Source organism: Bacillus cereus group sp. N21 (assembly GCF_016483395.1).
GTDB lineage: Bacteria > Bacillota > Bacilli > Bacillales > Bacillaceae_G > Bacillus_A > Bacillus_A pseudomycoides.
Window position 1 is genome coordinate 48,132 of record NZ_JAEHBX010000007.1, and the last position, 25,044, is coordinate 73,175.

The following is a 25,044-nucleotide window of genomic DNA, read 5'->3' on the forward strand; positions in this document are numbered from 1 at the left end:
TCTCCCACTCCTTACTGATTTGCTAGCTGTGGATCGATGAACGCTAATAATGCACTCACACCTACATAAGATAAACCTAAGAAAATAGCTAATGTTACATAAGTAGAGATACGTTGTGAACGTGGCGATACTGTAATTCCCCAGCTAATGCAGAATGTCCATAATCCATTCGCAAAGTGGAAAATTGTTGATACAACCCCAACTAAGTAGAAACCAAACATAACTGGGTTGCTTAAAATATCTGCCATCATGTCATAATTTACCTGCTTACCCATTGCTGCCTGAATACGTGTTTCCCAAACGTGCCAAGATAAGAAAATAAGCGTAACGACACCTGAGATTCGTTGGAAGACGAACATCCAGTTACGGAAATAACTATAAGATGTCGCATTGTTCTTAGCTGTAAATGCAATATATAATCCATATATAGCATGGTACAGTATCGGTAAAAAGATGACGAAAATTTCTAGCGCATACCGGAATGGAAGGAGCTCCATAAAATGAGCAGCTTTGTTAAAAGCCTCTGCCCCTCTTGTTGCAAAATTGTTTACTACTAAATGTTGCGTCAAAAAGACACCAACCGGAATGACCCCCATTAATGAGTGCCACTTGCGAAACGTATACTCGCGGCCTTTCATGTCCCCATTACCCCCCTTGAGTGTTTAACTGCTGCTTTCAGTATTAGTTTATAACAATAATGTTTTTTCACTATTGCTATAAGAAAAACTGAAAAAATTATTCGAAATATTTCAGCATAATTTGATACCAAATTCATTTTACTCCTATTTTTGTCGAAGCGTCAAGAAAACGTATACATAATTTGTACATAATTTGCATATAATTTGCCACTTCCTTTTTTCTTTCTATATATTTAGATTTTCCTAAAGAAAGTGCTGTTTTTATAAATGGGAAATGTTATATAATAATCCCTATAGAAAGAGGGGAATATTTTGAGCAAAAATACAATTGATATAGCATCTTTAGAAGATGTTTCATTGCACGCTTTCGCTTATGAACTGCTGCGGGAAGAAGTACTACCTGACCTAATTGGTAAAGAATTAGATGACATCTTATACTGGGCCGGCAGAAACCTAGCACGAAAATATCCGCTAGAGACGATTGAAGAAGTCATTTATTTTTTTGAAAAAGCTGGCTGGGGTCGCTTGAACATCATCGAGCATAAACGCCGTGAAATGCATTTTCAGCTAACAAGCCCGCTCATTACAGAGCGTCAAAAGCAAACTAGACATTCTTCTTACCAATTAGAAACTGGATTTGTTGCAGAACAAATTCAAAAGCAACGAAATGTTGTTGCAGAGTCATATGAAGAGCAAAAAAAACGTTCGGATTCTATCACATTTCTTGTGAAATGGGACGTAAAAGATCCTATCGAAGTGTAGAATCTACATTAACAGTCAACTAGACATATAGGTTTAGTTGACTTTTCTATATAAATCCAAATTAAAAAAACGACATAAACCATTTCTTTTTAGGTGGGAGAGAGCATCCGGCCATGCATAGAAGCGGTCAGTGCCTTTTTTCTCCCCCTACCGTGTGAAAACAAAAGGAGGAAATGTGTGAAGAACTGTTTTTGTTTTCATAGCTACAGCTTATATGTCGAAAAATCAAAATGGATTTATATTGCATATTCATTCATTTTTAATAATTTTTAATATTCTGAAATTATATCAAAAAATAGAAGACATTGTAAACTACAACGTCTTCTTATCTGTTAAATAGGAATAAATGGTTTCTGCAACATTTTGCGGCATTCCCGCTTCGACAAATTCCGTCACAGAAGCTTCTTTCATCTTTTTTAGGGAGCCAAAATGTTTTAACAATACTTTTTTTCGCTTTTCACCAACTCCAGGAATCCCATCTAAAGCAGATTGAATCACTGATTTCCCGTGAAGCTGACGGTGAAATGTAATTGCAAATCGGTGTACCTCGTCTTGAATACGCTGCAATAAATAAAATTCTTGGCTATTTCTTTCAAGCATAACAGGCTCAGGAGGATCACCAATCATTAAATGCGATGTACGGTGTTTATCATCCTTAACAAGTCCAGCCATCGGAATATATAAGCCAAGTTCATTTTCAAGCACATCACTAGCAGCTGCAAGATGTCCTTTCCCGCCATCAATCACAATTAAATCAGGTAGTGGCAAATTTTCTTTTAAAGCACGCGTATACCGCCGGCGTACAACCTCTCGCATCGATTCATAATCATCTGGCCCTTGAACTGTCTTTATCTTATATTTTCGATACTCTTTTTTCGCTGGTTTTCCATCAATAAAGACAATCATTGCTGAAACTGGATTCGTCCCTTGAATATTTGAGTTATCAAATGCTTCAATACGATATGGTGTTTCAATGTCAAGCTGCTTACCTAAATTTTCAACAGCCTTAATTGTTCTCTCTTCATCACGTTCAATTAAATAAAACTTCTCCCCTAAAGCGATCTTCGCATTCTTGTTTGCTAATTCAACGAGGTCTTTTTTCTTTCCTCGTTTTGGCTGCGTTACATCCACTTCTAAAAAACGCTCTACTAATTCAGGATCAATACTGCCTGGCACTACAATTTCCTTTGGTTTAAAATGATTGTTTTGTTCATAAAATTGACCGATAAATGTTAAAAACCCTTCTTCCGGCTCATCATAAATTGGGAACATAGAGACATCGCGCTCGATTAACTTACCTTTTCGGACAAAGAAAACTTGCACGCACATCCAGCCTTTATCCACCGCATAACCAAACACATCGCGGTCAACTAAGTCGCTCATAATCATCTTCTGCTTTTCCATAATCGCATCTATATGAGAAATTTGATCACGTAATTCTTTTGCACGTTCAAACTCTAATTTTTCCGATGCTTCATACATTTTCGCTTCTAATTCTGAACGAACTTCTTTATGTCCACCATTCAAAAACTTAACAATTCCATCTACAATTTCTTGATTCTGTTCATCCGTTACCTCTTGTACACAAGGTGCTAAGCATTGTCCCATATGATAATATAAACAAACTTTATCTGGTATATTTGTACATTTCCGAAGCGGATACATGCGATCTAATAGTTTTTTTGTTTCATGAGCTGATTGCGCATTTGGATACGGACCAAAATACTTTCCTTTATCCTTTTTTACATTTCTCGTAATGAGCAAACGTGGCTGTTTTTCAGCTGTAATTTTAATAAATGGATATGTTTTATCATCTTTTAATTGGATATTATATTTCGGATCATATTTTTTGATTAAATTTAATTCTAAAATAAGTGCCTCTAGATTCGAGGAGGTAACAATATATTCAAAATCAACAATTTCTCCGACAAGACGGAGTGTCTTCCCATCATGTGAACCAGTAAAATACGAGCGCACACGATTTTTTAACACCTTTGCCTTCCCGACATATATAACCGTTCCTTGCTTATCTTTCATTAAGTAACAGCCTGGTTGATCTGGTAAAATTGATAATTTTTCTTTTAAATGCTCGTGCACTCGCAAACCCCCGTTTCTACATATTTATCATTATTATTCCAAAACACCCAACATACGTTCTTTTATTGTAACGGAAAGAACAAAAAAATGAAAACATTATACATATTTTCTTCTTTTCACATAGAATTGTACTATTAATTTTCATGTTAAACTAACAAAATAGAATTTTTGATTTTGTTTTTTAACCTTTGATCATGATGTATTATATAAACAATTCGCGCATGAAATATCCAAAAGAAGCTTTCAAATAAAACATCAAAGAAATGCGTAAAAAGGAGGATACAATGGAGAAATATTTTGAAGAAGCACACCGTTTCTGTTCTCATAATAGAATTTACTTAAAAAAGACACTATGTGTGGTTGTTTTTATTGTTTAGAAATTTTCATCCCAAGTAAAATTAATGAATGGTGGGATGATGATACAGCAGTTTGCCCCTATTGTGGTATTGACTCTATTATAGGAGAGGGTTCTGGATTTAAAATCACTGAAACCTTTTTAAAAGAAATGCGCCAAAGATGCTTTGAATAATTAAATTTATTCTCCTTATTACACAAACCATAACGTGAAATTTTAATCAGTGGTGGGCTTTATTCCTCGCTGATTATCAGCCCTCACCAATCAGACTTTTACGGGCAGCTGATCCCCACCTAACTTCTTTGCTTTCACTGAATTTTGAAGTGAAGTCTTAATACCCATTAATGAGGGGTAAAGTGAAACTTTAATCGGCGGGGTTCTTCATCCCTTACTAATTGTATTATTATCATCTAACAGAGACTTAAAACAAAAAAGCTACCTCATGGCAGCTTTTTTGTTTTAGAAGTGTTTAGAAACTAATTCTACTAACGCTTCTTTTGGTTTGTATCCTAACGCTTGGTCAACCACTTTACCATCTTTTAACACGAAAAGAGATGGAATGCTCATTACTTCAAAACTACGAGCAGTTTCTTGGTTTTCATCAACGTCTACTTTTACTACTTTTACTTTTTCGCCTAATTCTGCATCGATTTCCTCTAATACAGGAGCGATCATTTTACAAGGCCCACACCATGGTGCCCAGAAATCTAATAATACAATACCTTCGCTTGTTTCAGCTGCGAAGTTTTGGTCAGTTGCGTTTACAATTGCCATTTTGTTTCCTCCTTCAAGTATATTCTACCAAAAGTATATCATTAAGTTATATACGTGGCGAATATTATGTATCGTTATGTATTGTAACAAAAAAATGTACCTTTATACTATACAAAAAATCTATGGTATATGCTAAAAAACGAGAGGCAGGGGACCTCTCGTTTTTCTATATATAGGGGTATTTCACTTGGAACTCAAGGGTCACTCAAATTAAGAATGTACTTTTAACTTTTTAAACTCTTCTGTTAATAAAGGAACCACTTCAAATAAGTCGCCAACAATACCATAATCAGCTACTTTGAAAATACTTGCTTCTGGATCTTTATTAATTGCAACGATTACTTTTGAGTTAGACATACCAGCTAAATGCTGAATTGCGCCAGAAATACCGCATGCAATATATAAGTCTGGCGTAACAACTTTACCTGTTTGTCCAATTTGTAATGAGTAATCGCAATACTCTGCGTCACAAGCACCACGTGATGCACCAACAGCACCACCTAATACATCTGCTAATTCCTTTAACGGTTTAAAACCGTCTTCACTTTTCACTCCGCGTCCACCAGCAATAATAACTTTCGCTTCTGAAAGATCTACACCTTCTGCTGTTTTACGCACAACATCTTGAATGATTGTACGTAAATCTTTTACATCAACTGTAATAGAAGATACATCACCTGTACTCGCTTCATCTTTTTCAAGTGGCGTAATGTTATTTGGACGAACTGTCGCAAATAGAATACCATCTGTTACAACCTTCTTCTCAAACGCTTTACCAGAATAAATTGGGCGTGTGAAGACAACATTTCCACCTGCAACTTCTAATGCAGTTACATCAGAAACAAGGCCAGCTTCAAGCTTAGCAGCTAACTTTGGTGATAAATCTTTACCGAGTGCTGTATGTCCAAAGACAATACCTTCTGGCTTCTCTTCACCATACACAGCTAAAAATGCTTGTGCATAACCATCGGATGTATATGATTTTAATTTATCATTTTCAACTGTCACAACGCGATCTGCACCGTAATGAATCAATTCATTTGCAAAAGATGCAACGCTCTCTCCAACTAGAAGGCCAACCACTTCACCGCCTTCTGCGATTGTTTTCGCTGCTGCTACTGCTTCAAAAGAAACGTTACGTAGTGATCCGTCACGAACTTCACCCATTACTAATACTTTACGAGCCATAGATTTTCCCTCCTGCATATATAATTTCGTATTTTATTAGATTACTTTCGCTTCTGTATGGAGCAACGATACAAGTTCTTTTACTTGATCTTGCAGCTCGCCTTGTAACACTTTTCCTGCATCTTTCTTAGGAGGTAAATAGATTTCGATTGTTTTTGTTTTTGCTTCCACATCATCTTCCTCTAAATCTAAATCATCTAATTCTAGTTCTTCAAGCGGTTTTTTCTTCGCTTTCATAATACCTGGAAGCGATGGATAACGCGGTTCATTTAAACCTTGTTGCGCTGTTGCTAAAAGTGGTAGTGATGTTTCAATCACTTCAGTATCACCTTCGACATCGCGCTCAATTTTCACGCTTGTGCCATTAATTTCAAGCTTCGTAATTGTTGTTACATATGGAATATTTAGCGCTTCCGCTACGCGTGGGCCAACTTGTCCAGACGCACCATCAATCGCTACGTTGCCACCTAAAATTAAATCTACTTCTTTATCTTTTAAATATTCAGCAAGCACTTTCGCTGTTGTAAATTGGTCACCATTCTCAACATCATCTTCAATATTGATTAATACCGCTTTATCACAGCCCATCGCTAGCGCAGTGCGAAGTTCTTTTTCACTATCTTCTCCGCCAACTGTTACAACCGTAATTTCACCGCCTTGTGCGTCTCTTACTTGAATTGCTTCTTCAATCGCATATTCATCGTAAGGGTTGATGATGAATTCCGCTTCGCCATCATAAATTGCACCGTTTTTAATTACGATTTTTTCTTCTGTATCAAATGTTCGTTTCATGAGTACGTAGATGTTCATTCCATTTACCCCCTTGTTTTTCAGAAAGATTCTATCAATTTTAATATTCTGGTAATTTATATTAAAAAAATAATTTGAACTACCTACCACTAAATGAAGGTTTGCGTTTTTCTAAAAATGCCGCTACACCTTCTCTTCCATCTTCACCCGTAAACACTTCACCAAATATTTGTGCTTCACGCTGTACACCTTCATAATAATGAGATGATTTTGTTGTTTGTAATAGCTCTAACACAGCACGAGTTGTCGCTGGGCTTTTGCCAGCAATTTGTTTTGCGATTTTGAGAGTCTCTTCTAAAAGTGTTTCTTCTGAGAACACGCCGTTAACAAGTCCCCATTCTAATGCCTGTGTACCTGTAATTGGTGTACTTGTTAGCATCATTTCACAAGCCTTCGCTTTACCAACATAGCGTGGCAAACGCTGTGTACCTGCAAAGCCAGGAATAAGTCCAAGCGTTAGCTCTGGTAAACCAAGCTTTGCACTTTCAGTTGCAAAGCGCATGTGGCAAGACATAGCGAATTCAAGGCCACCGCCAAGTGCCGCTCCATGAATTGCCGCAATGATTGGTTTTGAGCACTTTTCGACACGCTCAAACGTAACTTGTCCAAGCTGTGCTAACTCTGTTGCTTGTTTCGCTTCCTCAACAGAAGTAAACTCTTTAATATCTGCTCCTGCTGAAAAGAAGCGGCCTTCACCATGAAGAACAACAACGCGGATATTTTCATCCTTTTCGACTTGATCAATTAGCTCAGTAACGTCATGCATAACTTGTGAAGACATCGCATTAGCTGGCGGATGATTTAACGTTGCCACCGCAATATGGTCTTCTACTGTTACAGATAGGAATTTCAACATGATCCCTCCCATTATTGACGATAACCACAAGCTGAAATAAGCAGCCCATGTACCGTTTTTGAAAGTGCGACCAAATCATATTTATGATCGCTCATTACCCAATTGGTCACAACTTCATCTACTGTTCCGAAGATCATTTGTCTTGCTACGCGAACATTTAAATCCGCTTGGAATTCTCCTTGTCTTATACCTGTTTCCAAAATCTCATCGATAACTTGTAAGTATCCTTTTAATACTTCATTTATTTTGAGGCGTAACTCTTGGTTGGATTGACGAAGCTCTAGTTGCGTGACAATAGCAAGAGGATCATTTTGTGACAACAGCAAGAAGTGCGTTTCTACCAACATAAATAACTTCGCTACAGCGCTTTCAATTCCTGCTGTTTTTTTGCGAATTTTTTCTATAAATTCTCCCATCTTCTCTTGGAATAAGGATATTAATATATCTTCTTTATTTTTAAAATATAAATAAATAGTTCCATCAGCAACACCAGCTTGCTTTGCAATTTTAGAAACTTGCGCTTGATGGTATCCATTTTCTGCAATTACAATAACCGCAGCATCAATAATTTGGTTATATTTTGGTCGATTTTTTTTCACTTTACTGTCCCCTTCAAGAAGATGACTGAATGAGTGATCATTCATATTTCATATAATACTGACTATTCAAAAAAATGTCAATCCTATATCCTATATTTTCAAAAAGAAAGGGCCTTTAGCCCGTCTTCTCATCCTCTTTCTTCTTCTGTTCTTCATCTATAAGGACACGGCGTAAAATCTTCCCTACTGTTGTTTTTGGTAACTCGCTCCGAAACTCATATACTTTTGGGACTTTATAAGCAGCCAAATATTTACGAGCAAATTGATCTAACTCTTCTTCAGAACAAACTTCTCCTTCTTTTAGCACAACAAAAGCTTTCACAGTCTCCCCGCGATACGGATCTGGAACACCAATCGTAACCACTTCCTGCACTTTTTCATGCTCATATAATACTTCTTCCACTTCGCGCGGATAAACATTGAATCCGCTGGCAACAATCATGTCTTTCTTGCGATCTTTCACATAGAAAAAACCATCCTCATCCATATACCCAATATCACCTGTGTGTAACCACCCGTCCTGTAATACCGCTGCTGTTTCCTCAGGCTTATTCCAGTATCCTTTCATCACTTGCGGGCCCTTCACTACAATTTCACCAATCTCACCGGGTGGCAAATATTCTCCTGTTTCAAGTGACATAATGCGTGCATCTGTATCTGGCCACGGAACACCAATACTTCCCGGCACACGTTTTTCCCATAAAAAATTGCCGTGTGTAACTGGAGATGATTCTGTGAGTCCATATCCTTCTACCAGCTTACCGCCTGTAATCTTTTCAAATTTCTCTTGTACCTCTACTGGAAGTGGGGCAGAGCCACTAATACAAGCCCGAATCGAAGAAATATCATATTCCCGAAGTAGAGGACTATTTAAAAGGGCAATATAAATTGTTGGAGCTCCTGGAAATAGTGTAACTTTATGTTTTTTAATCGCTTCAAACACCATTTTCATATCAAACTTCGGAATCAATACCATTTTATACCCTTGCATAATAGCCAAATTCATTACAGCAGTCATTCCATACACATGAAAAAATGGAAGAACACCGAGAATGACTTCCTCTCCCTCTGTACAGTTATATAGCCAATGCACACCCATTAGTGTATTCGATACAAGGTTTTTGTGTGTTAACATAACTCCTTTCGGAAAACCTGTCGTACCTCCAGTATATTGTAAGAGTGCTAAATCATTTTCAGGATCACACGGCACTTCTACCATTTCATCACTTTCTTTTTCTACCGATTTCCAAACATGAATCGTATCACTTTCCGTTACTGTTACAACCAGGTTGCTTTGCTTCTTTTGTACAACTGGATAGAGTAAATTTTTTGGAAATGGCAAAAAGTCAGCAATGCGGGTTACAATAACGTGCTCCACCTTTGTAGCAGATTGAACATTGGTGACTTTCGGAAAAACTAGGTCAACACAAAGAATAACTTTCGCACCGGAATCATGGAGCTGATATTCTAACTCCCTCTCTGTATAAAGGGGATTTGTTTGTACCACTATACCACCTACAAGTAACGTACCATAATATCCAATCACAGCTTGCGGACAATTTGGTAACATAATCGCAACTCGGTCACCTTTTTTCACACCAAGCCTTTTAAGGTAATTTGCAAATTGTCTCACCTTACGATCTAACACTGCAAATGTAATATCTTTCCCTAAAAAATGAAGCGCTTTCTTTTCTGGGTACCGAGAAGACATCTGCTGTAAATATACATGGAGCGGCTGCATATCATTAGAAATTGTATGCGGAATTTCCTTTGGATAATTTTGTAACCAAGGTTTCTCCATTCCCATTCCTCCTTCCTGTTCTTACACAAATAAAATGAATGTCCATTCATGATGATTATTTTCATTATATTATAGCCATAATCATGTTACAATCATAATATTCTGACTCTTGCGTAACTATTCATTTATAACCTCATATATGTACTAGCCCTCCTACAAGATCTTTTGCATCTATTCTAATTGTATAGGAGGAGCCAAGATCTACATTCTAATATTTATTACATACAACTTTTTTCTCTTTCGGCTTATATCTTTTGTCTTGATTTTATAGTTCCTTCTTCTTCATTTAAAATCTCCGCAATTTCCTTTGTTTTGAATTTATTCACATAGTAGAGTACAATCACGAGTCGATACTCTAAACTTAAATGACTAAGCATATTTTCAAATTCTAGCTTTTGTTCCATGTTTTCTTTTACTGCGTGCCCACTACCCACTTCTCCGTAATCTTCCACATATAAAACTTTATTTTTCTGTACCATATCGTTACACTTATTAATTAATATTTTCGTAATCCACGTTTTAAAATATGCTGGTTCTTTTACACTCAATACTTTAAATTCCCCCGTTTTGGATGCTTTCATCTTATGTTAACAATATAACTAATTCGTGAAAGGAAAAACCTCCTCCTTTCACGAATTTACCATATGAATGTAACCATAGGAGGGATAGCATGTATCAAACAATTGAAGGCTTTCTAAAAACGTGGAAATACGAGGCTGATTCTACGCAAAAGGTATTGGATGCATTAACAGATGAATCGTTGACTCAAGAGATTGCACCTGGTCATTGGACTTTAGGTAGAGTTGCTTGGCATATCGTCACCGCGATTCCAGTAATGCTGTCAGGGACAGGTTTACAGTTTGAGGGGGAAACAAAAGATTATCCTGTTCCAACTTCTGCAAAGACGATTACAGAAAATTACCGTAAAGTAAACACAGCTTTTGTTGAAGCAATTCAAACGCAGTGGACCGATAAAGATTTAACAACAATCAACGATTTTTTTGGACGCCCAATGCCGAATTCTATATTTTTAATGACTCTCATTAACCATCAAAACCATCACCGCGGTCAAATGACTGTTTTAATGCGCCAAGCTGGATTAAAGGTTCCAGGTATTTATGGGCCCACTAAGGAAGAATGGACTGCTGCGGGGATGGATGCTCCGAAAATGTAATGACATAAAAAAGACAAGGTGATTCAGCACCTTGTCTTTTTTATGTAACTTGTTTCATGTGAAACGTTATAGCATATCCTCTTTCTCAATATTTCTAATTCCATAATAAGCAATCATAATGCCAATAGCCGCAAGCGCTAATTGAAGTGGCAGAAAAGTTGCTAATGAAAACTCTGGCTGGCTTTGACATGCAATCATCACAACAATTAAGGAAGAAACAATCGTTGTTGGAACAGAATATTTACGCATACCAAAATATAATGGAATTATACCTGCTCCTGCAGCTGCAACGGCAAAAGGAACCACTTTTATACCTTCTTGAATCAACTCATCTATCGTTATTGTATTCGGAATAACTAAAATATAGCTATTTACTGTAAAGAAGACACCTACTATAAAAATGTTAGATAATAAGATTGTTATGAATGTTAGTATTGCGGTAATTAATAACTTACTTGCAATGATTTTTTTTCGATTAATCGGATACGAAAACATGAGCAATATTGTTTTATTTTTATATTCTTCAATTACTAATTTCGCAATTAATACTCCTGCAAAGACAATAAACGTCCCTCTTACCATTGCACTCGCCATTAAAAGAATACCTTGAGGGTTTCCTAATTCTACATCCCCTTCAATTTGTGACACATAGCTTACAAAAAACAACATCGCAACCATCACTATATTTGCGATAATCGCACCTTTTATATACCAGCCGAGCTTACTTTTCTTTATTTCTAGCTTTATTAATTGCAGCATGTTATTTCCCTCCCTAGTTCATATGTTTTATTAAATAAATCCTCCTGCTCAATTTTATTGTTTATTCACTGGTAATACTTTACGATAACTTCTAGATAGAAAATTCAAATAAATACGGCGATACTTCCCACGATTCCACCTATGATCAGAGCCAAAACCATGCTCCACTCCTGAGGGATTGATAAACCAGGTCCAATATCCATTTTTATCCACACAACTCCAAAAGAACGAATAATACCTGCAATAAATATAAGTACAGTGCAAAAACCGAAACCGTACGCGATCGTTGCCAAAACTGGAATAACAATAGCACTTAATAGTCCCGTCGTACAGTAAAAAACCAGTATAGCAAATACGTCACTGACGGAACGAGTTGATTTTTTCTGCATGGTATATTCACCTCTTCTAATTATTATTTGATATATATAGTGCCTTTCTTTCCAAAACTGAACCCTCCCGCAAAACCTTCCTTTCGCTCTTTCTGATTCACTACAATTTTCTTTCCATCCTTTTTCATTGTTACAGGATCATTCTTCTTATCTTCCTGTTTTCCCTCAGCTGCGATTGTTACTTTGCTTGATTCCGCACTTTTGAACGCAACATCCCAATTTTCGTTATTTATTTCTATTTCTTCTACACTATCTACTGCAAAAAAAATTTCTTTTTCAAAACTCTTTGTCCCTACTTCCTTGAGACTAAAAACTACTCCTGCAACTACAATTATTAAAATAGAAGCTAATATCGTTTTCTTCATGTTTTATTCCCCAGTTCATTTTAAGCCCACATCTCATTCAAGATTGTATTTTTATTTAAGCCACATCTATTTTATCCACTTTATGATAAGAAAGGTAGCCAATTGCAAGACCTAATAGACAGAGCACAATCGGTACTATAATGAAGTCAAACAAACTAAGCTGTCCTCCCCCATTAGAAACAGTGGAGTTAATCAATAATCCTATTAATATAGACGAGGTAATCGTTGTAGGAGTTGATTTTTTTCTCATGCCAAAATATAAAGGAATGAGACTTACTCCAGCCATCATAAATGCGCTAATAAAAGTAGCTGGAACTGTAGCAATGATTTCACCTACACTAACAGGTGTTTCAAAGAATCCTATTATTGGATTTAAGAAGAAAATTAACATATTGATGATAAAAGTAGCAATGATTATGCTGCAAAAACAAAATCCAAAAACAATTGCTAACTTCGCTTGCATGAGTTTTTTTCGTTGTAACGGATAGGTAAACAATAATTGCATCGTTTTACTTTTGTATTCATCAATTACTAAACGTGATAAAATGACAGCTGAAAAAATCATAAATGTTGTTCTAATAAAAATATTTGTTAAAGACATAAATCCTGCATAATCTAGAAACATTTGCTCACTCTCAGCTCTAGAACCCCATGCCATAAGACCGACAGCAACGAAAATTGCTACAATGCAAATTGCTACTCCTTTAAAATAACGAGATAAGCGATGTTTTTTCCATTCTAGTTTCATAAGTTTAAGCATGTTGTTCTCCTTCATTCATTAGATTTTAAAAATATGTTTCTAATGAGTTATATTTTTTCGTTTCTATCTTCTATTTCCTATTCTTTAAACTTGCCCTATTTAAACAAATCTACCTGTTCAATCTTTCTTATTGCCATATAAGCGATCAACAAACCAATACAAGCTAATATAACGGGAATAGCAATAAAATTGAATAATGTACCCCCAGTCCCCCTACCTGAATTTAACAATGCTACAATTACTATCGCTGACACAACCGTTGTTCGCACAGAATATTTTTTCATTCCAAAGTATATCGGGATTAAACTAATTCCTGTTGCTGCTAATGTATTCATGAATAGCTTTAAGGCATTTTGAAGTAAGATTGATACGGTTAATGTTCCTGCAATGATTGGCTGATACAAATTGAATACATAAACAACGCTAAAAATGATAATATCTGAAATCACAATAAAGCAAAGTGTAAAAAAAATGATAATAAATAATTTTGCAAACATCATCTTTTTACGATTAATTGGATACATAAATAGCACTGTCATCGTCTTTTCTTGAAACTCTTGAATAATAAATTTTGCAATTAGACTTGCTCCGAAAATCATAAATACCGCTCGTGAAAAAGTGTCAATGAGTGCCCCTCTCATAATAGGCGCCATTTTAAATTTCATAAGCTCAAGTCTCATTAAATTAAGCACGGATTCCCTCTCCATTCACAAGGTTCAAGAAATACTCTTCTAATGAGCTATGCTTTTTATTTATACTTTCAATTTCTATGTCATTCATGATCAGCGTTTTAGAAATTGCTTGCTGCGTAGCTGTCATTTCATACACACGAATGATACCCTCACTCATAATTTTGTAGTTTGTTATGCTGAGTTTATTTTCTAAAACATAAGCCGCTCGTTTCACATCTTGAACGTGAATTTCAATATACTCCGTTTGCTTCCCATTAATACTTTTCATTGAAACTTCTTTTATCAATTTTCCATTTTGAATTACACCAATCGTATCTGCCATTTGCTCCATTTCTCCTAAAATGTGGCTAGAGACTAATAGCGTAATCCCATATTCTTTGCAAAGCATTTTAAATAGGTCGCGCAGTTCTCTAATCCCGATTGGATCTAAACCGTTGATTGGTTCATCTAAAATTAATAGCTCCGGCTTTGTCAAAATTGCTCTGGCAATTCCTAACCTTTGCTTCATCCCCAGTGAAAAGTCTTTTACTTTTTTATTCTCCACATTGTGTAAATTGACAAGATCTAGTGCATGCTCAATCCCCTTCTTGTCGTAGTAACCCATATATTCACAATGTAAATATAAATTTTCTTTAGCTGTTAATTTGTCATAAAAGATTGGATATTCAATAATTGTTCCCATTCGTTTTAACACGTCATAAGATGTATCGGTTAATTTCTCACCGAAAATTTCAATATCCCCACTCGTTGGTTTTATTAAATTTGTAATCATCTTCATAATCGTTGTTTTACCAGCACCATTAGGTCCTAAAAAGCCATAGATTTCTCCTTTTTTCACATGCATATTAACCCCAGAAATCACTTCTTTCCCCTCAAATACTTTTGTTAACTGATTTGTTTTTAATACATAGGACATATCATTTTCCCCTTTCGCTTCCACTTCATACTTCCCCCGCATTAACGGGCAGTAAGATTCCCCTAACTCGAAGGAAGATAAAACCGCCCGTTAATGCCCGATTGGTTCAACTAACCATCAGTGGGGGATAAAGCCTCCCCACTGATGGAAGTTTCACTTTATATCATAGACAATGAAAATCTCTTTTTTCTTACCCATTCCTTACAAATTCCTTACGTTCAAAAAAAAGCTTGTAGAATACTCTTTTCTACAAGCTAAAACTCTATTTTTTTCAGTACAATTGTAAATACCGTTTTCTTATATGGCGTACTAGAAAGATGAATTTCTCCTCCTAACGCTTCCACAAGTCGTTTTGTAATCGTAAGCCCAAGACCGCTGCCTTGATACAATCGGTTCCTTGAATCTTCTAACGTATACATGCGTTCAAATACTTTATCAATATGCGATTCATCAATTCCTTTACCACGGTCCCACACATCAACATACACGCACCTATCAGCATCTCTTAATGTAATACCAAGTGTTTTCCCATCATATCCATACGCAATTGCATTGGATATTAAATTATTCAACACCCTACCTAATACTTCTGTATTTCCAAGTGCATATACATTTTTCTCCGGTATATCAATATGCACCTCAAATCCTTTGGTCGTTACTAAATCATAAAACGTTAAAATCTTTTCTCGGCATACTTCATTCATATTCACCTTTGTCATTTCGACTGCTTTATCTCCAGATTCTAATTTCGCCAAATCAAAAAATTTATGAATAAGTTCCATTACTTCCAAAGTTTTCAAATGTACCTTTTCTAGCAATACTTGTCGTTCTTCTTTACTTATCGTTTTATCTACATTTAACATTTCTGTATACCCAAGAATAACAGTGAGCGGTGTTTTTAAGTCATGTGAAATGTTAGAAAGCATCTTTCTCATCGAAATTTCAACCTTCGCATGATCAGCATTCGTTTTTTGTTTCGCATCTAATAAATGATTAATTGCTACTAATAATTTTTGCAGTTCTTTATCATCCGTCACAACTAATAATTTCTCACCTGTTTGCTGCTTTACAATATCCTGTAACTTTTCATATGTATAGCGTACATTTGCACTTTTACTTTTCTGTATTCTATATTGAAAATAAATAACACCTAATAATATGAAGATAACGATCGTTAAAAGAGAGATCATACTACATCACTTCCAACTTATAGCCAATGCCCCATAATGTTTTAATATATTCTGGATTAGAAGGATCATCTTCAATCTTTTCACGCAACCGTCTCATGTGAACATTAATCACGTTATCATCACCATAATATTCTTCATTCCAAATCAGGTTATAGATTTGTGCTTTTGTAAATACACGATTTTGATTCTTCACAAATAGTTTTAAAATCTCAAATTCTTTCAAAGTCAGTTTTAGCTGTTTTTCTTTTTTTTGCACAGTGAAATTAATCAGATCAATTTTTAAATCACCAATCTCAATCGTTTCTTCTTTCTGCTCCGTGGCTGAATACTTTGTAGATCTTCGAATGCTTGCCTTTACCCGAGCTGCCAGTTCAATCATAGAAAATGGTTTACAGATGTAGTCATCTGCTCCAAGTCCTAAACCGACCGCCTTATCCACATCCGTATCTTTTGCGGACATCATTAAAATCGGCACAGCACTTTTTTCGCGAATGATTCTCACAACTTCTAATCCGTCTAGCTTTGGCATCATGATATCGAGAATGATTAAATCAAATGAGCCTTTTAGAAATGTGAGAACTCCTTCTTCTCCATCAGATGCAATTGTTATTTGAAAGCCCTCTTTAGTTAAATATTTCTCGACCATTTCTTGAATAGAGCTATCATCTTCCACTAACAAAATATGATGTGACATGCTTCTACCCCCTTTTTTACAAACATTAACAATTTAATTGTAACTGAAGTCAATAAAGGTGAAAAGAATTATATGAAAATTCAATCCGACTTCATTTCTTTTCATAACAATGTTATGATGGAACTCACAACTATTGTTTACAATTAACCTAATATAAAGGAGTTTTACCATGTCAGAAAATAAAAAAGTAAGCTTAGCTGATTTAATGCGCGAACAACTTGCAAAGAAAAAGCAAGGAAATGGAAACGGAGCAAATACTGCAAATCAAAGTCAAGCAACGAAAAAACTACAAAACCAACAAACGAAGAAAACGAACAACCAACGTAGACGTACAGGTGTGTAAATGAACGGGCAAAAACGAGCTAACATTTCACCAGGTCTTGAAGTTGATATTGTCTTAAAAAAAGACCAACGTACTGGTACACTCACTAGAGGGATTGTAAAAGATATTTTGACAAACTCACCGTCTCATCCGCACGGCATTAAAGTGCGCTTACAAGACGGACAAGTTGGCAGAGTGCAGCATATTGTTCAATAGGAAAATGAGCTCATTTTGAAATTGAGCTCATTTTCTTATATCGTTTTTTATCTGTAAATCGATATCCTTTGTCAAAATGTTGATATATTTTAATTATCCTTTAATTTTTTCAATAAAAACAACCTTTAAATAGTCGCCTTCTTTAAATTGGTCAATCGTACGGAAATCTTCTGGCAAAGAATATTCTTCTAATATTTTATATTTGCCATTCATTTCTTTGAACGCTGTATCAATAAAGCCTTTAAATTTTTTCATATCAAATGTACTGCAGTTTGTAGAAGCAACGATAATACCGTTGTTTTCTGTAATGGCGATTGTTTCTTTTAATAGGTTTTTATAGTCTTTTGCTGCACTAAATGTATATTTTTTAGACCGTGCAAAGCTTGGTGGATCTAATACAACCATGTCAAACTTCATCTGTTTCTTCGCTGCGTATTTAAAGTAATGGAAAACGTCTTCTACAATAATATCTTGTGCTTCATAGTCAATGCCGTTCACGCTAAATTGTTCAATTGTTTTACTTAAACTACGATTCGCAAGATCAACACTTGTTGTTTTTGTCGCTCCGCCAAGCGCTGCGAATACAGAGAAAGCACCTGTATAAGAGAACATATTTAACACTGTTTTACCTTTCGCGTATGTGTCACGAATTTGTTTTCGAACGTTACGCTGATCTAAGAATACGCCAACCATCGCACCATCATTTAAATACACGGCAAAGTTTACACCGTTCTCTTTCACGATGATTGGGAACTCGCCGCGCTCTCCAGCAACAAAATCATCGTCTTCCATATACTTTCCTTTTGTATCAAAACGCTTCTTCTGGTAGATTCCTTTAAAGTTTGCTACTTTTTGAAGAGCCCCAATGATTTCATCTTTAAAAGAATAAATCCCTTCACTATACCAGCTAATTACATAATAGCCATCGTAATAATCGATGATTAAACCACCAAGGCCATCACCTTCACCATTTACAGCCCGGAATGCAGTCGTGTCATTCGATTTGTAAAAACCTTTTCTCTTATGTAACGCTGATTTGATTTTTCTTTCAAAGAAAGCTTGATCAATGTGCTCCTGCTCTTTTCTTGTTAAAATCCAGCCATATCCTTTATTTTGCTTTCCGTAATATCCTTTACCAAGAAATTGGTTCTTCTCATCAACAATTTTGATGATTGCCCCCTCTTCACGTATATCATTTAAGTTTTGAATTGCATCTTTTAAAATAAGTGGGTAGCCACTTTTAATCTCTTTTATAAATTTCGGTTTTATCTTTACATTTACTTCTGATCGCATGTAATGTCTTCCTTTCCATTTGAATGCTTTCTATTTAGTAGGAAGCATTTAAAAAACGAGACTGAAAAAACAGCCTCGTTTCACTATACCATATTATTGCTTTGCGAGTACAACCAGCTCGTTGCTTAGAACGACTGTTATATATTTATCCCGCTATTTGCGGGCAGTAAGACTCCCATCTCAAAATTCGGCAAAAGCAAAGAAGTTAGGTGGGAGATCAACTGCCCGTAAAAGTCCGATTGGTGAGGGCCAATAATCAGTGGGGGATGAAGAAAAACCCCACTGATTAAAGTTTCACTTTATACGATGTAAAAGATGAGACTCTTATCTAAAGATCAGTCTTAGAGCATTGTCCAACGGAAAAACCCTGTACATAAACAAGAATAAACAAAAACTTTCATTTCTCTCAAAAACCAAATAATAGATTTTTAATATTGTGGGTTTTCACGAAACCATAATGTAGCAATCCATTTTTCTCCTTCATGTACCGCACAACCTTCATGCAATGAAAGGGGATGTGGTTCATTTGTCCCTCTTTTACAATTTTCAAAAACTAATAATTTCCCTTCGCTTGGAGTAACTGTAAGATTCAGAGAGGGAAAAAAAGTTTCTCCACCTGCATTAACTGTATTCAAATAAAGAATAGCTGTATAAAGTCGTTGTCCCCCTTGTTCAACTCGGTTCCTCCCGTCTTCGTGCCAGGTACCATAACAATCAATATGAGCATCAAATTTCCCCCCAACTTCATATCTCGCTGCTTGTAATGGCTCAGCGTGATTAAGCGGTAAGGGCATAGCAGTAGCAATAAGTTCAGATACTTGACTAACAAGTCCATGTGAATAGTGTGGAAGCCAAGTGAAATCTGATTTCCGTTCCCCTGTATGTCCATAGGCTTGTGCGGGTTGGATGTGCTTTTTAGATAGTTCGATTAACTCTTGGCATTCTGCTGGTGTAATTATTTGTTCATACTGGGCTACAAAAGGCTCATCATGGAGAACAATTGGCTTTTTATTCATAAGGTATATTCCTCCTCAAACTTTATTGAACGACGATATTATATTATGTGGGTGAAACTAAATAGGTGTTACAAACAAGGATTAATAAAATGACAGTCTTTTTTAGCTTGAAAACTCCTTCATCAATGAACAATAGATTTAGATAAAGTGAAACTTTAATCAGTGGAGATTTTCTTCATCCCCCACTGATTATTGGCCCTCACCAATCGGGCTTTTACAGGCAGTAATGTGGGGTACATTTCCCAACATCTCACTTTCTATATATGTAAGCTTTTCTACAAAAAAAAGAGACTTTCTTTCAAAGAAAGCCTCTTTACCTTATTTCCCTACAACAACTTCTCGCTTCTGAAAAGCCGAAACAACATACCCAACAAACATACCGATCATTCCTGGAATTAACCATCCAATCCCTACACTATAAAACGGAACTTTTTCTAAAATCGGCGCTAATGCTGCAATTTGAATGTGTGCATTATTTAATCCATCGAAAAAGCTAATAACAAATGCTCCTATAATACCACCCACATACATTGCCAACGGGATACGAAGGTAATTTTCAATTAGCGATAATATGATTAATACGATTCCAATTGGATAGATTGCTATTAAGATTGGTAATGCTAATGCATTTAATTGTGTTAAACCTAGGTTTGCTACCATAAATGCTAACACGCAGAAGATAAAAACAACTTTTTGATAAGACAGCTTTGGTAGTAGTGCTGAGAAAAACTCTCCACAAGCTGCGACAATCCCAACAGAAGTTGTTAAACATGCAGCCGCAATTGCTACCCCAAGTAGTAGTGTGCCGTAATTTTCAAATAAATGATGAACAACGTTTGTTAAAATCACACCGCCGTTTTCTCCCATTCCAAGCGATACACTAGAAGCCCCAAGGTAAGCGAGTGCTAAGTAAACGATAAGTAAGCCAAGTGCTGCAATAATTCCTGCAAAGATTGTTACTTTCGCAATACTTTTCTTATTTGTAATCCCTTTTCCTTTTAGAGCATTGATAACCACATTTCCGAAAACAAGTGCTGCTAATCCGTCTAATGTTAAATATCCATCAATAAATCCTTTAAACAGTGGATCTTTGTATGTTTCTGTCGGTGCACCGAACTCTCCAATTGGTGTAATAAGTGCTTTAATAACAATAATTGCAATGACAGCTAATAAAATTGGTGTTAATACTTTTCCGATGCGCCCTACTAATTTTGAAGGGTTTAATGCTAAATAGAAAGTAACTGCAAAGAAAATGAATGTAAAGATAACAAGTGGATATGCTTGGCTCGCTACTGAACTTGATAAAAATGGAGCGACTCCCATTTCATAAGCAACCGTTCCTGTACGCGGAACGCTGACAAATACACCTAAACATAAATAAATCGCAACTGTAAAAACAAGTGCAAATAACGGATGCACGCGACCTGCTAATTCATTGATATCTCCTTTTAAAGCAATGACAATAACCCCTAGTAAAGGAAGTCCTACCCCTGTAATGATAAAACCAAACAACGCAATCCATACATCTGTTCCAGCACCTTGTCCTAACGCTGGTGGGAAAATCATATTACCTGCGCCGAAGAATAGCGCAAATAACATTAAACTTATTGCAAACATCTCAGATAACTTTAAAGATGATTTCATTTTCATTTACCTCCTAAAAATCAATAAATAGACAAAATATTCAGAAATAAAAACTCGTTACGTTTCCTCTTTCAATCCTACTTCCCCTATAAAAGAACACAAAAAACACCCGTCCCTAACAAAGGGACGAGTGTTGAAATCGTGGTTCCACCCTTATTCTAATAAAATGAATGTATAACGAAATAAACTCATTTTATAGCTCGTGTAAATTGATAACGGTTTTATCCGTCAAGAATTACAATGCATCATGCCGTTCACTCTTGAAGTTTAGAGGTGGTAAGTGTATCTTTTCGTATTAGGAAGCTCACAGCCTAAGGCTCCCCTCTCTGAGAATCGTAAAAAATAACTCGTGTCCTCATCATTACTTTTATAAAATATATTGTCGAATATTGTTGTTTTTTATTATATGGGCTATTTTTAAAAAAATCAATAGTTTTATTTTTTTAAAAATAAACACAGAAAAACAACTATAACTGCTTCAATAATTCCTGTAACTCTTGCACTGTGACATTCCGCCACTCTCCAGCCTCTAATCCATCAAGCTTAATATTCATAATTCGTACGCGCTTCAGTTTTGTTACTGTATATCCAAAAGCACGGCTCATTCGACGAATTTGTCTGTTCATTCCTTGCGTTAAAATAATTCGAAATGTAGAACTATTTACTCGTGTCACTTTACACTGCTTCGTTATTCCATCTTTAATCTTCACGCCACGGGACATTCCGTCAATAAACCAATCTGTAAATGGCTTATCGACCGTTACAATATATTCTTTTTCATGCTCATGATCTCCGTGTAAAATTTGATTGGCAATCCTTCCATCATTCGTTAACAAAATCAATCCTTCCGACGCTTTATCTAAGCGGCCAACTGGAAAGATTCTTTCGGGATGATTGATATACTCGATGATATTCCCGTCAATATGATCCGCAGCTGTGCAAGTAATGCCAACTGGTTTATGGAAGGCAATGTAGATTTTTTCTTTGTCCTCTTTTTCAATCGTTTTGCCATCAATCGTTACAATATCATTCTCCGTAACAATCGTACCGTGCGTACACACTTCACCGTTAATTGCCACGCGGTCCGCTTTAATAAGGCGGTCTGTTTCTCGCCTTGAGCAGGATAATGCTTCGCTTATAAATTGGTTAATTTTCATGTCATGTTCCTTTTTTCTTATAGATTATCCGAAAAGAAAAAGCGTCAATCTCAGGCGGTATACTGATGCCGAGATTGACGCTCCCTTACTTCGCAAAAACCACTAAATAAATAACCCCAATCACCAAAAATATTCCGCAACAAGCTAACAATACTTTTGCAAGTTTGTCCATAAACATATAATGGTTTCCCCTTTTGCTTGGTTTTGTGTTATTTTAATTCGACAACTGTTACGCCTAGGCCTCCCTCGCCCATGTCACCGTAACGGTAGTTTTTCACGCCGCGATGTTTTTTCAAGTAGTCTTGTACACCTTGGCGAAGTGCTCCTGTTCCTTTTCCGTGAATGATGGATACACGTGGATAGTTTGCAAGCTGTGCATCATCTAAATATTTTTCAACGCGCATCATCGCATTTTCAAAACGCTCGCCACGAAGGTCAAGCTCTAAGGAAACGTGATAGTCTCTTCCCTTAACAGTCGCGACTGCTTTCTTCTCAACCGGTTGTGGCGTATTAATGTACTCCATATCGGATTCTTTCACTTTCATCTTCAGAATACCAATTTGAACGTTCCACTCATTATCGCTTACTTTTTTCAGCAGCTGTCCTTTTTGACCGAACGTTAATACTTTCACTTCGTCGCCTGCTCGCAATTGTTGTTTTGGCGCTGTGTTTTTCACTTTTACTCTTTGTTTTTTCACAAGCTCTGGCGCTGCCCCTTCTAGACGACTTTTCGCTTCAATGAGTTCATGATCTTTCACGCTTGCAAGCTGCGCTTTACGCAGTTGACGAAGTTCATGAATGATACCTTCTGCTTCTTTTTTCGCAGCTTCTACTTTTTCTTCGCCCTCTTTTTGCGCTTTTAATAATCTTTCATCACGCTCATAGTTAAATTCAATGATTTGACGCTGTAATTCACGATGAAGTTTTTCAGATTGTTTACGATGCTCTTCTGCTTCGTTCCATTCGCGCTCTGCATTTTTTTGACTTTCTTCTAGCTTCGCAATCATATTTTCGATTTTATTCGTATCTGTACCAATATGATTACGAGCACGGTCAATCACGCGATCAGATAATCCAAGGCGTTTGGAAATTTCAAAAGCGTTACTGCGTCCTGGTACACCGATTAATAATTTATACGTTGGGCTTAATGTATTTACATCAAACTCAACACTTGCGTTAATAACTTGTTCACGATTGTAACCATATGCTTTTAGCTCTGGATAATGCGTTGTTGCGACAACGCGCGCTCCGCGGTTATATACTTCATCTAAGATTGAAATGGCAAGCGCAGCCCCTTCTTGTGGGTCTGTTCCGGCACCTAATTCATCGAATAATACTAAGCTTTCAAAGTCAGCTTTTTCTAAAATATCTACAATGTTCACCATATGTGAGGAGAACGTACTTAAGCTTTGTTCAATCGATTGTTCATCACCGATATCAGCAAAAATGTTTTTAAACACACAAATCTCGGATTCGTCTAATACTGGAATATGAAGGCCAGATTGCGCCATTAATACACAGATACCGACTGTTTTTAATGTAACTGTCTTACCACCTGTATTCGGACCTGTAATAACGATTGTTGTGAAGTCTTTACCAAGCATAATATCGTTTGGCACAATGATTTCCGGGTCGATAAGCGGATGACGTGCTTGTCTTAAATTCATATAGCGTTCATTATTTACAATTGGTTTTGTAGCTTTGATTCGCTTTGCATAAAATGCTTTCGCAAAAATGAAATCAAGATTCGCAATAACCTCTACGTTTGCTAATACAGTATCTGCTTCTAGTGCTACTTCTTCTGTTAACATCATTAAGATGCGCTCTACTTCTTGTTTTTCTTTCACGCGTGCTTCTTGCAATGCGTTATTTAGTTCCACAATGACTTGTGGCTCAATAAATAACGTTTGTCCAGATGCCGATTGGTCATGAACAATACCACCATAAACACCACGGTATTCTTGCTTCACAGGAATTACATAGCGATCATTACGAATTGTTACGATTGCATCTGATAGCATCTTCTGTGCATTAGAAGATCGCGTCATATTTTCAAGTTTCTCACGAATGCGGCTTTCCGCAGTACGGATTTGGTTACGAATACCGCGCAGTTTATCACTGGCACTATCAACTACTTCGCCACCATCACCAATGCAGCTTGTAATTTTCTTTTCTAAATCATATAGAGACACAATTTGCGCCACATAGGTTTCTAAGATTGGAAGCTCTACGCCATTATCAACCATATCTTCAATAAATCGCTTCATTTGGCGGCTACCATACATCGTACTTGCAATATCAAGAAGTTCATGTGGACTTAACATACTTCCAATTTTCGCACGTTTTACATTTGGACGAATATCAAAAATCCCACCGAGCGGCACATGTCCTTTTAAGCGAATGACTTTTGCTGCTTCATCCGTTGTCTCTTGCATTTCTACAATTTCTTCAAAATCTGTACTTGGCACAAGGCTCTTCACTTTATCACGACCAATTGAAGAAGCAACATGCTCAAGTAATTGTTCTTTTACTTTGTTATATTCTAATACACGCAACGTTCGTTCTAACATAAGTTGC

26 protein-coding genes, 1 pseudogene and 1 other annotated feature are annotated in these 25,044 nt (G+C 36.3%); of the genes and pseudogenes, 5 read left to right on the top strand and 22 right to left on the bottom strand.

Annotated elements, in window-relative coordinates:
• Nucleotides 1-11: 11 nt before the first annotated feature.
• Nucleotides 12-638, bottom strand: a complete 627-nt coding sequence (locus tag JDS96_RS06020) for a succinate dehydrogenase cytochrome b558 subunit (protein WP_003200710.1) — start codon at nt 636-638, stop codon at nt 12-14.
• Between the two features lie 312 nt (nt 639-950).
• Here JDS96_RS06020 and JDS96_RS06025 point away from each other — a divergent pair, with 312 nt between their 5' ends.
• Nucleotides 951-1,400: a YslB family protein gene (locus JDS96_RS06025; protein WP_003200709.1), complete on the top strand. Its 450-nt coding sequence runs from the start codon at nt 951-953 to the stop codon at nt 1,398-1,400.
• A 312-nt stretch (nt 1,401-1,712) separates the two neighbouring features.
• Here the strand turns inward: JDS96_RS06025 and uvrC are convergent, their stop codons facing one another.
• Nucleotides 1,713-3,497, bottom strand: coding sequence for an excinuclease ABC subunit C (gene uvrC / locus JDS96_RS06030; RefSeq protein WP_018781660.1), 1,785 nt, complete (start codon nt 3,495-3,497; stop codon nt 1,713-1,715).
• A gap of 284 nt (nt 3,498-3,781) precedes the next feature.
• Between uvrC and JDS96_RS06035 the strand changes: the two are divergent.
• Nucleotides 3,782-4,026 (top strand): annotated as a pseudogene (locus tag JDS96_RS06035) (cytoplasmic protein).
• A gap of 285 nt (nt 4,027-4,311) precedes the next feature.
• Here JDS96_RS06035 and trxA read toward each other — a convergent pair.
• From trxA to JDS96_RS06070, 7 genes are all read right to left on the bottom strand, one after another.
• On the bottom strand, nt 4,312-4,626 hold the full coding sequence (gene trxA, locus JDS96_RS06040; protein ID WP_003200692.1) for a thioredoxin: 315 nt from the start codon (nt 4,624-4,626) through the stop codon (nt 4,312-4,314).
• A gap of 210 nt (nt 4,627-4,836) precedes the next feature.
• A complete protein-coding gene (gene etfA / locus JDS96_RS06045) occupies nt 4,837-5,814 on the bottom strand; it encodes an electron transfer flavoprotein subunit alpha (protein ID WP_199666374.1) in 978 nt (325 codons plus the stop codon).
• 36 nt (nt 5,815-5,850) lie between these two features.
• Complete coding sequence (etfB, locus tag JDS96_RS06050) at nt 5,851-6,624, bottom strand: electron transfer flavoprotein subunit beta (RefSeq protein ID WP_018764423.1); 774 nt, start codon at nt 6,622-6,624, stop codon at nt 5,851-5,853.
• A gap of 79 nt (nt 6,625-6,703) precedes the next feature.
• On the bottom strand, nt 6,704-7,480 hold the full coding sequence (locus JDS96_RS06055) for an enoyl-CoA hydratase (RefSeq protein ID WP_199666375.1): 777 nt from the start codon (nt 7,478-7,480) through the stop codon (nt 6,704-6,706).
• 11 nt (nt 7,481-7,491) lie between these two features.
• Nucleotides 7,492-8,079 (bottom strand): TetR/AcrR family transcriptional regulator, encoded by a 588-nt coding sequence (locus JDS96_RS06060; RefSeq protein WP_472926294.1) that lies wholly within the window; start codon nt 8,077-8,079, stop codon nt 7,492-7,494.
• A 115-nt stretch (nt 8,080-8,194) separates the two neighbouring features.
• Nucleotides 8,195-9,880: a long-chain-fatty-acid--CoA ligase gene (locus JDS96_RS06065; RefSeq protein ID WP_033796444.1), complete on the bottom strand. Its 1,686-nt coding sequence runs from the start codon at nt 9,878-9,880 to the stop codon at nt 8,195-8,197.
• Nucleotides 9,881-10,125: 245 nt separating this feature from the next.
• Nucleotides 10,126-10,428, bottom strand: coding sequence for an RNA polymerase sigma factor (locus tag JDS96_RS06070; RefSeq protein WP_242479861.1), 303 nt, complete (start codon nt 10,426-10,428; stop codon nt 10,126-10,128).
• 122 nt (nt 10,429-10,550) lie between these two features.
• Between JDS96_RS06070 and JDS96_RS06075 the strand changes: the two genes are divergently transcribed.
• The gene (locus JDS96_RS06075; protein ID WP_199666378.1) at nt 10,551-11,054 is read left to right on the top strand and encodes a DinB family protein; all 504 of its coding nucleotides are present in this window, start codon (nt 10,551-10,553) and stop codon (nt 11,052-11,054) included.
• 66 nt (nt 11,055-11,120) lie between these two features.
• Here the strand turns inward: JDS96_RS06075 and JDS96_RS06080 are convergent, their stop codons facing one another.
• The 8 genes from JDS96_RS06080 to JDS96_RS06115 form a co-directional block, all read right to left on the bottom strand.
• Nucleotides 11,121-11,813 carry an ABC transporter permease gene (locus JDS96_RS06080; RefSeq protein ID WP_003200921.1) on the bottom strand — a complete coding sequence of 231 codons (693 nt, stop codon included), beginning with the start codon at nt 11,811-11,813 and terminating at the stop codon, nt 11,121-11,123.
• Between the two features lie 104 nt (nt 11,814-11,917).
• Complete coding sequence (locus JDS96_RS06085) at nt 11,918-12,202, bottom strand: hypothetical protein (RefSeq protein WP_242479862.1); 285 nt, start codon at nt 12,200-12,202, stop codon at nt 11,918-11,920.
• A 23-nt stretch (nt 12,203-12,225) separates the two neighbouring features.
• On the bottom strand, nt 12,226-12,567 hold the full coding sequence (locus JDS96_RS06090; protein WP_199666379.1) for a DUF4097 family beta strand repeat-containing protein: 342 nt from the start codon (nt 12,565-12,567) through the stop codon (nt 12,226-12,228).
• A gap of 55 nt (nt 12,568-12,622) precedes the next feature.
• A complete protein-coding gene (locus JDS96_RS06095) occupies nt 12,623-13,327 on the bottom strand; it encodes an ABC transporter permease (RefSeq protein WP_033797318.1) in 705 nt (234 codons plus the stop codon).
• Between the two features lie 95 nt (nt 13,328-13,422).
• Nucleotides 13,423-14,019 (bottom strand): ABC transporter permease, encoded by a 597-nt coding sequence (locus JDS96_RS06100; RefSeq protein ID WP_307838166.1) that lies wholly within the window; start codon nt 14,017-14,019, stop codon nt 13,423-13,425.
• Nucleotides 14,012-14,935, bottom strand: a complete 924-nt coding sequence (locus JDS96_RS06105) for an ABC transporter ATP-binding protein (RefSeq protein ID WP_199666415.1) — start codon at nt 14,933-14,935, stop codon at nt 14,012-14,014. The genes JDS96_RS06100 and JDS96_RS06105 overlap by 8 nt, the downstream gene beginning before the upstream one ends.
• A 254-nt stretch (nt 14,936-15,189) precedes the next feature.
• Complete coding sequence (locus tag JDS96_RS06110; protein ID WP_199666380.1) at nt 15,190-16,125, bottom strand: sensor histidine kinase; 936 nt, start codon at nt 16,123-16,125, stop codon at nt 15,190-15,192.
• Between the two features lies 1 nt (nt 16,126).
• The gene (locus tag JDS96_RS06115; protein ID WP_003200910.1) at nt 16,127-16,819 is read right to left on the bottom strand and encodes a response regulator transcription factor; all 693 of its coding nucleotides are present in this window, start codon (nt 16,817-16,819) and stop codon (nt 16,127-16,129) included.
• A 169-nt stretch (nt 16,820-16,988) separates the two neighbouring features.
• On the opposite strand from JDS96_RS06115, the gene JDS96_RS06120 reads away from it, so the two are divergent.
• Together JDS96_RS06120 and JDS96_RS06125 are read left to right on the top strand one after the other, a co-directional pair.
• Complete coding sequence (locus tag JDS96_RS06120) at nt 16,989-17,162, top strand: hypothetical protein (protein WP_006096212.1); 174 nt, start codon at nt 16,989-16,991, stop codon at nt 17,160-17,162.
• Nucleotides 17,163-17,357, top strand: a complete 195-nt coding sequence (locus tag JDS96_RS06125; RefSeq protein ID WP_006096211.1) for a YwbE family protein — start codon at nt 17,163-17,165, stop codon at nt 17,355-17,357. It abuts the gene before it with no gap.
• Between the two features lie 93 nt (nt 17,358-17,450).
• On the opposite strand, the gene JDS96_RS06130 is transcribed toward JDS96_RS06125, so the two are convergent.
• The 5 genes from JDS96_RS06130 to JDS96_RS06150 form a co-directional block, all read right to left on the bottom strand.
• Nucleotides 17,451-18,650 carry a class I SAM-dependent rRNA methyltransferase gene (locus JDS96_RS06130; protein ID WP_098158903.1) on the bottom strand — a complete coding sequence of 400 codons (1,200 nt, stop codon included), beginning with the start codon at nt 18,648-18,650 and terminating at the stop codon, nt 17,451-17,453.
• 428 nt (nt 18,651-19,078) lie between these two features.
• Nucleotides 19,079-19,666 carry a prolyl hydroxylase family protein gene (locus tag JDS96_RS06135; RefSeq protein WP_199666381.1) on the bottom strand — a complete coding sequence of 196 codons (588 nt, stop codon included), beginning with the start codon at nt 19,664-19,666 and terminating at the stop codon, nt 19,079-19,081.
• 318 nt (nt 19,667-19,984) lie between these two features.
• Nucleotides 19,985-21,310, bottom strand: a complete 1,326-nt coding sequence (brnQ6, locus tag JDS96_RS06140) for a branched-chain amino acid transport system II carrier protein BrnQ6 (RefSeq protein ID WP_199666382.1) — start codon at nt 21,308-21,310, stop codon at nt 19,985-19,987.
• 119 nt (nt 21,311-21,429) lie between these two features.
• Nucleotides 21,430-21,681: a binding site (T-box leader), on the bottom strand.
• A gap of 96 nt (nt 21,682-21,777) precedes the next feature.
• On the bottom strand, nt 21,778-22,467 hold the full coding sequence (locus JDS96_RS06145) for a 23S rRNA pseudouridine(2604) synthase RluF (protein WP_199666383.1): 690 nt from the start codon (nt 22,465-22,467) through the stop codon (nt 21,778-21,780).
• 209 nt (nt 22,468-22,676) lie between these two features.
• Complete coding sequence (locus JDS96_RS06150) at nt 22,677-25,037, bottom strand: endonuclease MutS2 (RefSeq protein WP_199666384.1); 2,361 nt, start codon at nt 25,035-25,037, stop codon at nt 22,677-22,679.
• Between the last annotated feature and the right edge of the window lie 7 nt (nt 25,038-25,044).

Excerpts from the sequence above, each read along its gene's own strand:
- JDS96_RS06055 (WP_199666375.1), bottom strand. The coding sequence starts at position 7,480 with ATGTTGAAATTCCTATCTGTAACAGTAGAAGACCATATTGCGGTGGCA.
- JDS96_RS06065 (WP_033796444.1), bottom strand. The coding sequence starts at position 9,880 with ATGGAGAAACCTTGGTTACAAAATTATCCAAAGGAAATTCCGCATACA.
- brnQ6 (WP_199666382.1), bottom strand. The coding sequence starts at position 21,310 with ATGAAATCATCTTTAAAGTTATCTGAGATGTTTGCAATAAGTTTAATG.
- JDS96_RS06085 (WP_242479862.1), bottom strand. The coding sequence starts at position 12,202 with ATGCAGAAAAAATCAACTCGTTCCGTCAGTGACGTATTTGCTATACTG.
- JDS96_RS06125 (WP_006096211.1), top strand. The coding sequence starts at position 17,163 with ATGAACGGGCAAAAACGAGCTAACATTTCACCAGGTCTTGAAGTTGAT.
- JDS96_RS06090 (WP_199666379.1), bottom strand. The coding sequence starts at position 12,567 with ATGAAGAAAACGATATTAGCTTCTATTTTAATAATTGTAGTTGCAGGA.
- JDS96_RS06105 (WP_199666415.1), bottom strand. The coding sequence starts at position 14,935 with ATGTCCTATGTATTAAAAACAAATCAGTTAACAAAAGTATTTGAGGGG.
- JDS96_RS06020 (WP_003200710.1), bottom strand. The coding sequence starts at position 638 with ATGAAAGGCCGCGAGTATACGTTTCGCAAGTGGCACTCATTAATGGGG.
- JDS96_RS06150 (WP_199666384.1), bottom strand. The coding sequence starts at position 25,037 with ATGTTAGAACGAACGTTGCGTGTATTAGAATATAACAAAGTAAAAGAA.
- JDS96_RS06145 (WP_199666383.1), bottom strand. The coding sequence starts at position 22,467 with ATGAAAATTAACCAATTTATAAGCGAAGCATTATCCTGCTCAAGGCGA.
- JDS96_RS06075 (WP_199666378.1), top strand. The coding sequence starts at position 10,551 with ATGTATCAAACAATTGAAGGCTTTCTAAAAACGTGGAAATACGAGGCT.
- JDS96_RS06135 (WP_199666381.1), bottom strand. The coding sequence starts at position 19,666 with ATGAATAAAAAGCCAATTGTTCTCCATGATGAGCCTTTTGTAGCCCAG.
- JDS96_RS06120 (WP_006096212.1), top strand. The coding sequence starts at position 16,989 with ATGTCAGAAAATAAAAAAGTAAGCTTAGCTGATTTAATGCGCGAACAA.
- etfB (WP_018764423.1), bottom strand. The coding sequence starts at position 6,624 with ATGAACATCTACGTACTCATGAAACGAACATTTGATACAGAAGAAAAA.
- JDS96_RS06095 (WP_033797318.1), bottom strand. The coding sequence starts at position 13,327 with ATGCTTAAACTTATGAAACTAGAATGGAAAAAACATCGCTTATCTCGT.
- JDS96_RS06115 (WP_003200910.1), bottom strand. The coding sequence starts at position 16,819 with ATGTCACATCATATTTTGTTAGTGGAAGATGATAGCTCTATTCAAGAA.
- etfA (WP_199666374.1), bottom strand. The coding sequence starts at position 5,814 with ATGGCTCGTAAAGTATTAGTAATGGGTGAAGTTCGTGACGGATCACTA.
- trxA (WP_003200692.1), bottom strand. The coding sequence starts at position 4,626 with ATGGCAATTGTAAACGCAACTGACCAAAACTTCGCAGCTGAAACAAGC.
- JDS96_RS06080 (WP_003200921.1), bottom strand. The coding sequence starts at position 11,813 with ATGCTGCAATTAATAAAGCTAGAAATAAAGAAAAGTAAGCTCGGCTGG.
- JDS96_RS06130 (WP_098158903.1), bottom strand. The coding sequence starts at position 18,650 with ATGCGATCAGAAGTAAATGTAAAGATAAAACCGAAATTTATAAAAGAG.
- JDS96_RS06110 (WP_199666380.1), bottom strand. The coding sequence starts at position 16,125 with ATGATCTCTCTTTTAACGATCGTTATCTTCATATTATTAGGTGTTATT.